Origin of the sequence: Flavobacterium kochi (assembly GCF_048286715.1) — a bacterium.
In the GTDB taxonomy this organism is placed as follows: domain Bacteria; phylum Bacteroidota; class Bacteroidia; order Flavobacteriales; family Flavobacteriaceae; genus Flavobacterium.
Window position 1 is genome coordinate 44,836 of sequence record NZ_JBLVPW010000005.1, and the last position, 11,836, is coordinate 56,671.

Annotated in this window: 12 protein-coding genes; 1 reads left to right on the forward strand and 11 read right to left on the reverse strand. The window is 34.4% G+C overall.

The genetic code is table 11. The annotated features are described in order from the left end of the window. Positions 1-34 precede the first annotated feature (34 nt). The 8 genes from ACNQGH_RS05835 to ACNQGH_RS05870 all read right to left on the reverse strand — a co-directional run bounded on the left by ACNQGH_RS05835 (position 35) and on the right by ACNQGH_RS05870 (position 8,852). Positions 35-736: a sulfite exporter TauE/SafE family protein gene (locus tag ACNQGH_RS05835; protein ID WP_417955048.1), complete on the reverse strand. Its 702-nt coding sequence runs from the start codon at positions 734-736 to the stop codon at positions 35-37. 60 nt (positions 737-796) lie between these two features. Continuing rightward, positions 797-1,246, reverse strand: coding sequence for a FixH family protein (locus ACNQGH_RS05840; protein ID WP_417955049.1), 450 nt, complete (start codon positions 1,244-1,246; stop codon positions 797-799). A gap of 38 nt (positions 1,247-1,284) precedes the next feature. Further along, positions 1,285-2,703, reverse strand: a complete 1,419-nt coding sequence (ccoG, locus tag ACNQGH_RS05845) for a cytochrome c oxidase accessory protein CcoG (protein ID WP_417955050.1) — start codon at positions 2,701-2,703, stop codon at positions 1,285-1,287. Between the two features lie 77 nt (positions 2,704-2,780). After that, positions 2,781-3,698, reverse strand: coding sequence for a cbb3-type cytochrome c oxidase N-terminal domain-containing protein (locus ACNQGH_RS05850; protein WP_417955051.1), 918 nt, complete (start codon positions 3,696-3,698; stop codon positions 2,781-2,783). A gap of 18 nt (positions 3,699-3,716) precedes the next feature. Continuing rightward, the gene (locus ACNQGH_RS05855) at positions 3,717-3,896 is read right to left on the reverse strand and encodes a CcoQ/FixQ family Cbb3-type cytochrome c oxidase assembly chaperone (RefSeq protein ID WP_417955052.1); all 180 of its coding nucleotides are present in this window, start codon (positions 3,894-3,896) and stop codon (positions 3,717-3,719) included. A 4-nt stretch (positions 3,897-3,900) separates the two neighbouring features. Further along, a complete protein-coding gene (gene ccoN / locus ACNQGH_RS05860; protein ID WP_417955053.1) occupies positions 3,901-6,084 on the reverse strand; it encodes a cytochrome-c oxidase, cbb3-type subunit I in 2,184 nt (727 codons plus the stop codon). Positions 6,085-6,150: 66 nt separating this feature from the next. Next, positions 6,151-6,342 carry a cbb3-type cytochrome oxidase assembly protein CcoS gene (ccoS, locus tag ACNQGH_RS05865; RefSeq protein ID WP_417955054.1) on the reverse strand — a complete coding sequence of 64 codons (192 nt, stop codon included), beginning with the start codon at positions 6,340-6,342 and terminating at the stop codon, positions 6,151-6,153. 116 nt (positions 6,343-6,458) lie between these two features. After that, a complete protein-coding gene (locus ACNQGH_RS05870) occupies positions 6,459-8,852 on the reverse strand; it encodes a heavy metal translocating P-type ATPase (protein ID WP_417955055.1) in 2,394 nt (797 codons plus the stop codon). Positions 8,853-8,961: 109 nt separating this feature from the next. On the opposite strand from ACNQGH_RS05870, the gene ACNQGH_RS05875 reads away from it, so the two are divergent. Further along, positions 8,962-9,642: a Crp/Fnr family transcriptional regulator gene (locus tag ACNQGH_RS05875; RefSeq protein WP_417955056.1), complete on the forward strand. Its 681-nt coding sequence runs from the start codon at positions 8,962-8,964 to the stop codon at positions 9,640-9,642. 55 nt (positions 9,643-9,697) lie between these two features. Here ACNQGH_RS05875 and mazG read toward each other — a convergent pair whose 3' ends face one another. From mazG to def, 3 genes are all read right to left on the reverse strand, one after another. Next, the gene (gene mazG, locus ACNQGH_RS05880; RefSeq protein WP_417955057.1) at positions 9,698-10,471 is read right to left on the reverse strand and encodes a nucleoside triphosphate pyrophosphohydrolase; all 774 of its coding nucleotides are present in this window, start codon (positions 10,469-10,471) and stop codon (positions 9,698-9,700) included. 82 nt (positions 10,472-10,553) lie between these two features. Next, complete coding sequence (locus ACNQGH_RS05885) at positions 10,554-11,045, reverse strand: DUF5606 family protein (protein WP_417955058.1); 492 nt, start codon at positions 11,043-11,045, stop codon at positions 10,554-10,556. Between the two features lie 93 nt (positions 11,046-11,138). After that, positions 11,139-11,726 (reverse strand): peptide deformylase, encoded by a 588-nt coding sequence (gene def / locus ACNQGH_RS05890; RefSeq protein WP_417955059.1) that lies wholly within the window; start codon positions 11,724-11,726, stop codon positions 11,139-11,141. Positions 11,727-11,836: the final 110 nt, after the last annotated feature.

Here is an 11,836-nt window from a genome sequence, read left to right on the forward strand (position 1 = left end):
TAGTTGCTTCGTGTTTTATTTATAAAATTTAAAATTAATGACAAATAGGTTCCGCTTGCACAAACAAACTCATAGCGGAAGGAGATATATATGGAATTCCTAATCCCAACCCTCTTAAAATAAATAACATGCCAATCACAACGGCTACATAAGGAATTGCTTTTTGGATCCTATTTCGAAGAGCAACGGTCAAAAAAGAATTTACATATACGACGCTGCTCATGAGAGGAACGGTTCCTAATCCGAATACGATCATATACAAAACTCCCAGTCCTCCGTTCTGCATGGCTACAGCGCCAAATAAGGCAACGTAAACCATTCCACAAGGTAAAAAGCCGTTGAGTAATCCAATAGTGAACAATGAGGTATAACTTTTGTTTTTAAACTGACTTCCTAAAGCTGTTTTTACTTTGGACATCAATTTAAAAATGGGCTTTGAAAAATTATATCTAGCAAAAATTTTCTCTGGAGTTAAAACCACAATAATCATGGCTATACCAATGAATATAGAAAGTTTCTGTTGTAAACCAGCCATAAAAAAACCCTTACCCAGCAATCCAAAGATAAAACCAATGGTTCCGTAAGCCACTAATCTTCCCAAATGGTACGTAATAATTTGAGTTGCTTTTTTAACCTGATTTGTTCTGTCCACGGGTAACATCATAGCAATAGGACCGCACATCCCAATGCAGTGAAAACTACTTATTAAACCAAAAATAAAAGCCGTGTACAACATTTAGATTTCAGATTTTTATAATTTAGAATAACGATTTAAAACGAATCTTTATCCTATCTCTTATTTAATATAAATTGTTTCTTTGGTCAAATAGGATTTGCCCTGATATTGCCATTCCATATTAATATCCCAACGACCGCCTGACAAACTTTTTTTAGGTATGAGCAAAGTGGCATTAGATAGTGAAATTGGAATTTCAAAATCTAATTTTTTGTTAGACGGCCTGTATAGGGATACTTTTCCTTTAATGTTTTCTGGGATAAATGCGCCAGAAAACACAATTGTAATTCCTCCTGCTGCGACACTTATTATCGGTTTTTGAACTAAATCATGCGCATTTTGACTGCGTTTCATCTCCTCTCCAAAATGAATATCATGTTTATAATATTCTTCAACAACCAATTCATTGTCATATTTTGAATCCGACTGTACTTTGAAAACAAAATATAAAATGAAAGTCATAAACAATGCAAATGCAATGACAATTCCAGTGCCCCAATTAATTTTCATGCTATTTTATTTATATAGTTTAATTCAAAAAGGATCTGCTAATCAAAACTTCGCGGACTTAAAAAACTTGTTGTGCTAGTTTCAATTTTTTCATTTCCATTGTAAACATCAATTTTTAATTTCGTTTTATCATTTTCCAATACATTTTGATTGATTTCGATAAACAAGGTTCCACCATCCATACCTTGCTTTGGAATTTTGAAATCTTGTTTACCGACTACTTTTAAAGTCCCTTCTATTCCGACTAATTTGAAATGAATATCATTGAAATCACTATTGGTCTTATTTATAATTTTAAAAGTGTATATATTACTAATAGCATCCCCTTTGTGTTGAAATAATTGTCCTGGTAATCTCAAAATACTAGCTTCGACATCTGTGCGCAGAAATAACAATCCAATTAAAATTCCTGTCAAAATAAACAATACAGCTGAGTACCCTTTCATTCTGGCTGTAAACTTGAATTTGGTTTTTTTCTCAATTTCATCTTCCGATGCATAACGAATCAGTCCTTTGGGTAAACCTACATTATCCATAATAGTATCGCATTCATCAATACATGCAGTACAATTGACACATTCTAACTGAACGCCGTTGCGAATATCAATCCCTGTTGGACAGACATTTACACATTGTTTACAATCAATACAATCTCCCTTTCCTGTTACGGTTCGGTCTTCTTGTTTATTGAATTTGGCTCTTCCTAATTCTTTTTCACCACGAACAAAATCATACGCAACATTTATTGATTTATCATCTAATAAAACTCCTTGCAATCTTCCGTAAGGACAAGCGATAATACAAACCTGTTCCCTAAACCACGCAAAAATAAAATAGAATACTCCTGTAAAAATCAACAATGAAACCAAAGTACTTACATGGTTTTCAGGTCCTTCTTCAATCATTAAAAATAATGAATCGCTACTGATAAGATAGGCCAGAAAGACATTGGCAATAAAAAAAGAAATGAGTAAGAATACAGTCCACTTCAAGCCTTTCTTTCTAATTTTCTCCGCATTCCATTCTTGTTTTTCCAAACGAATTTGAGCACCACGATCGCCTTCAATCCAATATTCAATTCTGCGGAAAACCATTTCTAAAAAAATGGTTTGCGGACAAACCCAACCGCAAAATATCCGACCAAAAATTACCGTAAAAAGAATTATGAATACGACTCCGACAATTATAAAAAGAACGAAAAGATAAATGTCCTGAGGCCAAAATGGAAATCCGAAAATATTAAATCTCCTTTCCAATATATTGAACATCATGAACTGATTGCCATTAATCTTTATAAAGGGATTGGCAACAAGAACAATCAGTAAAAAATAACTAACCCATTTTCTATAATCATAAAACTTTCCTGAAGGTTTTTTAGGGAAAATAAATTTTCGATTTCCTTCATCATCAATCGTTCCGATGGTATCTCTAAAAGCCTCGTCTGGTAATTTTGACATTTTTATATTTTTTAATATTTAATCTAAAAACTGCGTCACCGATTTCGCCTTTGACAAGTTATTAGACTAACCTATTATTATTCAACTTCAGTGCTGGAAGCGACCGTTTTAGCCGCATTCTCATCTACCCAAATTTCACCATCCGGTGCTTTTGGATCTTTGGGATTACTCCCTTGTAAAGACAATATATAACTGGCAACATGTTGAATATCTTTTGGTTTTAAAGTACCTTTCCAGGCAATCATTCCTTTTCCGTCCCGACCTCCATTTGTAATGGTATGGAATAGATTTTTAATTCCTCCACCCAAAATCCAATTCGCATCAGTTAAATTAGGTCCAATCTGGCCTCCTGCATCCGCTCTGTGACACGCTGCGCAATTAGTAGTGAAAATTTCTTTTCCCGCAGCCAAATCAGCAGGCTCGGTTAATAGCGTTACTGTCTTTTCATCCATTAAATCAGGAGCCGTTTTCATGTATATAGCAACATCAATTTTGGCTTGAGCCACCTCCTTTTGAAGTTCCACTTCTTGATTGTCAGCACCTAACACTTCGAATCGAACCATATAAACGACACCAAAAAGAATACCTGCATAGAATAAATACACCCACCATGGTGGTAAGTTGTTATCCAACTCTTTGATTCCGTCATAATCGTGTTCCAATAATAATTGAGCTTCATTTTCTAATGGTTCTGATTTGGTTAAACTTTTCATCAGATTTTTGAACCATTCTTTTTCTTTTAGCCCCAAAGAAGCAGCTGCTTCTAATTTTAGTTTTTGCCCCTCTGATAACAGCTGATACGTAATAGCATCAACAGCACTTAATGTAATTTCTATCGCTACCAAAAGGAAAAGAAATACAAACAAAAAGACAGAAACCATCGGGAATTTTATAAATGCCGGTTTATCTCCGGAATCAATAAAATATTCCATTGCTCCAAATACGGCAAAGAAAATAACCGGGACTCTAACATATGCTGGAATTAATTTTTTCATTTTCTAAATTTTAAAAAATTATACTATTTGATTGTCGTTCAAAGGAATTTGACTCAATTCATTAATCTTCTCTTTTTTATATGAGAAAACCCACATGCCAAGTCCTACAAAAAAGACGAAAAAAATTAATAAAGATAAAATTGGATATATCGCAACTCCTTCGATAGTTTCCATGTTGTGTTTTATTTGTTCGAACATGACTTTATTTATTATCTTTTACTTTAATATCTGTTCCAAGTCTTTGTATATAAGCAATCATTGCTACAATTTCTCTTTCATTCATTGGAATAAATTTTTCTCCTCTAGCTGCTGCTTTTTTCTTGCTTTCATTATAACTTTTCACAAAGTCAGGGTCATTTTTCAAGCTTTCCTCTATTTTAATGGCTTGCGTTCTTAAATCCTTCAATCCATTTGCAACTTGAATAACCGTATAAGGAACTCCAAGACTAACCATTGCTTCCATTTTCTTTTGAGTTAAAGAAATATCCATTGGTTTATTATCAAATAACCATTTGTATCCTGGCATAATTGACCCGGCAGATATACTTTGCGGACTCCAGAAGTGGTTAAAATGCCAGTTATCATTGTATTTTCCTCCTACTCTTAACAAATCCGGACCGGTGCGTTTTGAACCCCAGAGGAACGGGTGATCATAAACAAATTCCCCAGCTTTAGATTGTGGCCCATAGCGTTCCACTTCACTACGAAAAGGACGAACGGATTGAGAGTGACACCCCACGCAACCTTCACGAATATATAAATCGCGCCCTTCCAGTTCTAATGGTGAATAGGGTTTTACACTTGTAATGGTCGGAATATTAGATTTAACCATAATTGTTGGTACAATCTGAATAACACCTCCAATTAAAATCGCTATGGTCGCTAATATTGTCAGTTGGATAGGTTTTCTTTCCAACCAAGGGTGAAATTTTTCTCCTTTTACTCTTCCTGAACTGATTTTTACCAGAGCCGGGGCTTGAGCCAATTCATCTTCAATTTTAGAACCTGCTCGTAATGTTTGAACAATATTGTAGACTAAAGAGAGCATCCCTATCAGATAAAGGCTTCCTCCAATAGCTCTCATCCAATACATCGGCATAATTTGAGTCACTGTTTCAAGAAAGTTCCCGTAGGTTAAAGTTCCATCGGGATTAAACTGTTTCCACATAGATGCTTGTAAAAAACCGGCAACATACATCGGAATTGTATATAAGATAATCCCTAAAGTACCGATCCAAAAGTGAAAGTTAGCCAATTTAAGAGAGTACAAAGTACTTTTAGTCATTCTGGGTATCAACCAGTAAATCATACCAAAAGCCATAAATCCATTCCAAGCCAATGCTCCTACGTGAACGTGGGCGATAATCCAATCGGTATAATGTGCAATTGCATTTACATTTTTCAAAGACAACATGGGACCTTCAAAAGTAGCCATACCGTAACCCGTTATCGCTACAACAAAGAACTTCAAAACCGGATCTACACGTACTTTATCCCAAACCCCTCTCAAAGTTAAAAGTCCGTTTATCATACCACCCCAAGACGGAGCAATCAACATGATAGAAAAGGCAACACCTAAATTTTGTGCCCAGTTAGGCAAAGCAGAATATAACAAGTGGTGCGGTCCGGCCCAGATGTAAATAAAAATTAAGGACCAGAAGTGAACAATTGATAATCTATAAGAATATACAGGACGATTAGCTGCCTTTGGAACAAAATAATACATTAATCCTAAAAAAGGAGTTGTTAAGAAAAAGGCAACCGCATTATGACCATACCACCACTGCACTAAAGCATCCTGAACTCCTGCGTAAACCGAATAACTTTTCATGGCTGAAACGGGCAACTCTAAGCTATTAAAAATATGTAAAACAGCTATAGTTACAAATGTTGCCAAATAAAACCAGATGGCTACATACAAATGACGCTCTCTTCTTTTTATCAATGTTCCAATCATATTGATACCCATGACAACCCAAATTAAGGTAATCGCAATATCTATAGGCCATTCTAATTCAGCATATTCTTTTGAAGAACTATAACCAAGAGGCAAAGAAATCGCTGCAGCAACAATAATTAATTGCCAACCCCAAAAATGAAGATTACTTAAAAGATCACTGTACATTCTCGCTTTAAGCAGACGCTGCATCGAATAATACATTCCCGCAAAAAAAGCATTGCCTACAAAAGCAAAAATAACTGCGTTAGTATGTAAAGGTCTCAATCTGCCATAACTCAACCACGAAATTCCATCACTGATGTTTGGAAAAAGGAACATGATGGCCAATGTAAGCCCCACTAACATTCCTACCACTCCGAAGAGGATGGTTGCGTAAATGAATTTCTTTACAATTTTGTTGTCATAATAAAACTGCTGCATTTCCATAATTAAATCTGTTTTTATTTTAAATTATACTCTTTAAGGTTAAAGTTATTGGAAGTTTGCCTCCGCTTACTTTTCTTCTTGTTTTTCAACCCTTGTTGTTTTTTTGGTTGGTTTCAAAAGTTCATCGTCAAAAAGCATCCTGACCGATGGCGTATAATCATCGTCATACTGACCAGTTTTTACCGCTCGTATAAAAGCAATAAAAAAGCCAATCGCAACTACTATACTAATGGAGATTAATAAATAAATGACACTCATACCTTAATTTGTGTTAACAAAATTACTTTTATGTTTTGCAGTAAAACATGACATTTGTCATACTTACGGTTTTACGTGAAAATAGTTGTGAAAAAATAGTTGAAACTTATATAATTTTATTTATTATTTGCATAATAACTACTCATCACAGTTACAAAACTTACGATGGTTATTGTACTTAATGGCATTATAATAGCTGCGACTAGAGGCAATAAATTCCCAGTAATAGCAAATGACAATCCTACAACATTATACAATAAGGATAATGCAAAACTCATTTTGATAGTTGTTATGGCATTTTTAGAAAGCTTTAGGAAATAATTCAATTTCTGAAACTCACCGGCATCCAAAATCGCATCACAGGCAGGAGAAAAAACATTCACGTTTTCTGAAATTGAAATTCCAACGTTACTTTGTGCCAAGGCCCCGGCATCATTCAATCCATCGCCCACCATCATCACATTTTTACCTCCTTCTTGTAGTTTTTTAATGAATTTTAATTTCTCTTCGGGCTTTTGATTAAAAATTAACTCGGTGCCGCTCGGCAAAAGTTTTTCTAAAGTCGCTCGTTCTCCGTCATTGTCACCAGACAAAACCATAATGTGATACCTCCTGCTTAAATCTTTAAAAAGTTCCTCTAAACCTTCTCTATATTGATTGTTGAAAATAAATTTCCCACAATAAACTCCATTTATCTTTATATGAACAGCAGTTTGCTGATTGTTATTTTCTTCCGTTTTTTCTACAAAAACTGCAGAACCAATTCGAATTTGGCATCCAAAAATCTGAGCCTGAATACCCTTGCCTGTAATTTCCTCTAAAGCATCAACCGTTACTTTTTTGGTTTCCTTTTGTAAAATAGGTAGGGGCAAATAATCATATAGCATTCTGCTCAACGGATGATTTGAGGCGCGAAGTACATTTTTAATCAGCAACAAATTTTCATCAGAAAGAGCAGTTCCTTCATACGATATATTCGATTTTTTATTGGTGGTAATCGTTCCTGTTTTATCAAAAACAATGGTGTCCACTTTAGCCAATTGTTCAATCACTAAAGCATTTTTGAGATAGAATTTTTGTTTGCCTAAAATTCGCAATACATTTCCAAAAGTAAAGGGTGCCGTCAATGCCAAAGCACACGGACAGGCAACAATCAATACTGCAGTAAACACATTGAAAGCAGTATTAGCGTCAATAGCAATCCAATAGCCAAATCCTGAAAAAGCAATTAGTAAAAGAATAGGGGTGAAATAACGGGAAATTCGGTCTGTTATCGTTTTGTGTTTTTGCGCCACATTTTTTTGAAAAACATCATTACTCCATAACTGAGTCAAATAACTTTGTGAAACAGAATGTAAAACCTCCATTTCTATTACTTTGCCAATTTGTTTTCCTCCTGCAAATACTTTATCTCCTGATTGTTTTGTAATAGGAACAGCTTCCCCAGTAACAAAACTATAATCGATTGCTGCTTTTTCGGAAATTAAAATCCCATCAACAGGAATAAGTTCTTGATTTCTGATGAGCAATCGATCGCCTTTTTGCACTTCATAAATAGCAACACTTTCTTCTGATAAATCGGTATTAATTTTGGTAATTGCTATAGGAAAATACGATTTAAAATCCCGTTCGAAACTCAAAAACCGATAGGTTTTGATTTGGAACATTTTACCCAAAAGCATAAAGAAAATCAATCCTGTTAAGCTGTCGAAGAAACCGGAACCGTAATCCATTAAGATGTCGAATGTGCTTCGGACAAACATCACAATAATTCCTAAGGCAATAGGGATATCAATATTAAGCATTCTCGATCTGATGCTTTTATAGGCCGAAACATAGTAACCACTAGCCGAATAAAAGAAACTTGGCAACGATAAAGCAAAAATCAACCAACGGAAAAAACCGCGGTATTGATCCAGCCAAAATTCCTTAACTTCAAAATATTCAGGAAATGAAAGCAGCATGATATTTCCAAAACAAAAGAATGCAACGCCTAATTTATAGGTTATACTTCGATTGACACTGTTACTGCCCGTTTCATAATTTTCGAGACTAATGTAAGGTTCATAACCAATGGAACTCAACAAATAAACAATCGTTTTTATGGAAACAACTTCGGGATTAAAAGTGATCCGAACTCTTTTTTCAGGGAAATTGACCTGAGAAGTGCTTATCCCTTTTTGAAGACGCTGTAAATTTTCCAGAATCCAAATACACGAGCTACAATGAATATGTGGAATATTAAGTGAAATAATAGCAGTTGAATTTTCTTGAAATTCCAGCAGCTTGGATACAATACTCTCATTGTCTAAAAAATCATATTTACCATTAATATCTTGTGGGGTTGCTCCAGGGGATTTTTCAAAATCATAATAACAAGTCAAATCGTTGAGGCTAAAAATTTCGTACACGGTTTTGCAACCATTGCAACAAAAATTTCTGGCATCAAAAATAATTTCATCTTCTTTTATAATAGCTAACCCACAATGGAAACAGTTTTGCGTGTCCATAACTTTGCTCATTTTACCTGCAACAAAGGTTGTAAATAGATTACGTTAAAAACATGATATTTGTCATATAAATAGCTAACTTTGTTCAGTTATAAATGTCTTTTCTATCATGAGTAAATGTGAACAATGTATCGTTAGAGAATTCAGCTCTTTGAAAGCACTTACCAAAACTGAATTGGTGCATCTCTCGGACTGTAAAACATCTCGTATTATAAAAAAGGGCGAAGTCATTTTCGAAGAAGGTGAAAATGTAAATGGAATTTACTGCATAAAAGATGGTGTCTGCAAACTAACCAAATTGAGCCCAAACGGTAAAGATCATATTGTAAAACTTGTTACAAAAGGAGAATTATTAGGGCAACGTTCCATGATTAGTGAAGAACCGGTGAATTTGAGTGCTATTGCATTAGAAGACATGGAGGTTTGTTTTATTCCAAAAACCGAAGTAATGAGTTTCTTTGATAGGAACAATCAGTTTTCGATGAATGTGATGAAAACTATTTGTGGTGATCTAAAAGAAGCAGATGACAGCATGGTCAATCTGGCCCAAAAAACAGTCAAAGAAAGATTAGCGGAAACACTTCTTTATTTACACAATACTTTCGGTAAAAATGAAGACAACTCTTTGAAAGTCCAACTTTCAAGAGATGAATTAGCCAGTATGATTGGCACAGCCACAGAAAGCTGTATTCGCCTACTATCTGATTTTAAGAAATTAGGATTGATTGAATTATCAGGAAAAAAGATCGTTTTGAAAGAAATCAATAAGCTAAAAAAATTAGCGGAGTAGCATCATTTCTCTCGCCAAGCTGTTGTATTTGGAGAACCAGGTCTGCAACTGAATGCTACAACTTCTTCGCATCGTTCCAAAAAACATCCATTTCGGCCAAAGTCATATCCATTAATGGTTTTCCCAACTCTTCCGCTTTACTTTCTAAATATTGAAATCGTTTAATGAATTTTTTATTTGTTCTTTCCAAAGCATCTTCGGGATTTACATTAAGAAATCGGGCATAATTTATCATCGAAAATAAAACATCTCCAAATTCGGCTTCAATTTTATCCTGGTCGCCTGCTTCCACCTCAACGTGTAATTCTCCTAATTCCTCTTGCACTTTATCCCAAACCTGATGCGGTTCTTCCCAATCAAATCCTACTCCTTTTACTTTATCCTGAATTCGGCTGGCCTTTACCAATGCCGGCAAACTTTTTGGAACTCCCTCAAGAACAGATTTTTTTCCTTCTTTGAGTTTTAATTTTTCCCAGTTTTGCTTCACCTCTTCTTCGTCCTTTACCACTACATCACTATAAATATGAGGATGACGATGAATTAACTTTTCACAAATTTCATAGCATACATCCGCCATGTCAAAATCATTCGTTTCGCTTCCTATTTTGGCATAAAAAACAATATGCAATAACAAATCCCCCAATTCCTTTTTGACTTCATTTAAATCATTATCTAAAATAGCATCGCCTAGTTCGTAAGTCTCTTCTATAGTAAGATGACGCAACGTTTGCATGGTTTGCTTTTTATCCCAGGGACATTTTTCCCGCAAATCGTCCATAATATCTAATAATCTTTCGAAAGCTTGCAATTGGTTTTGTCTTGAATTCATCGGATCTGTTTTTTTGTAAAAATAAAAAATCCTGTTCAGGAAAATAGCTGAACAGGATTAAATAGTATAAAAAAAATTGAAATTACTCTTTTTTTGCTTTTGCTTTTTTTGCCGTAGCTTTCACTGCTGTCGCTTCAGCAACAGCAACAACTTCCTCCTCAACTAGTATTTCTTCAGTAGCAGCCGACACTTCGTCAATAACCAAACCTTTTGCCTGAAGCATATTGTACCAGTTTAAAACTTTCTTAATATCTGATGGATATACTCTTTCTTCATCATAATCAGGTAAAATTTCTTTAAAATAAGCCGTTAGTATAGCATTATCTTCTTTATGAGAAATTGTTTGACCTTTGTTTTCTTTATCAGCAATTTTTTGCATGATTTCAGCTAATGGTTTTTCGCCCTCATACGTATAAATTGAAATCTCCGACAACAAACTCACATTACTTTTCAAATTTACTGTGATTTTTTTTCCGTCTAATAATGATTCCGCTACAAAACCAGTACGCGTTTGTACTCTTAATACATATAAACCCGGTTTCCCAGAAATGGCTAATATTTTTTCTAAATTCATGTTTTTTTGTAATTATTATTAAGAATTTGACTTATTTATTTTTTTTCATTTATGACCAAAAACCATACCAAGATAAAGCTATAGAAGGTGATTTTACCTTCCTTTTTTACCAAAAAATTTCATTCGGTAGTCTTGGAATGTTTTCCCTTCTAAGATATTTTTAAGTTTTTTTTGAATCAGACGTTTTTTTAAGGTCGAAATTTTGTCTGTAAACAAAATTCCTTCAATATGATCGTATTCATGTTGGATTACTCTGGCAATCAATCCGTCAAAAACTTCAGTTTTCATTACAAAATCCTCTTCGCAATACTCAATAGTTATGGTTGGATTTCGATAGACATCTTCACGAACATCCGGAATGCTTAAACATCCTTCATTGAAACTCCATTCGGGACCTTCTTCTTTTATCATTTTCGCATTGATAAAAGTTCTTTTAAATCCTTTTAATTCCTGTTGTTTGGAATCTTCCAAATCTTCATCATCACTAAAAGGAGTCGTATCGATTATAAATAAGCGGACCGCCAATCCTACTTGCGGTGCAGCAAGACCAACACCAGAAGCATTATACATCGTTTCGTACATATTGGCAATTGTTTCTTTCAAGTTTGGATGTTCCGGTGAAAGAACTTCTCCTACTTTTCTTAAAACAGGATCACCATATCCTATAATTGGTAAAATCATTATTGTTATATTAAGTATTATCTTCTAGAATCTTACTACGCTTCCGTTTAATTCAGTCTGCAAAAATAGTAAAAAAATAGACAATGAATAATCCAGAATTGATAAATAGT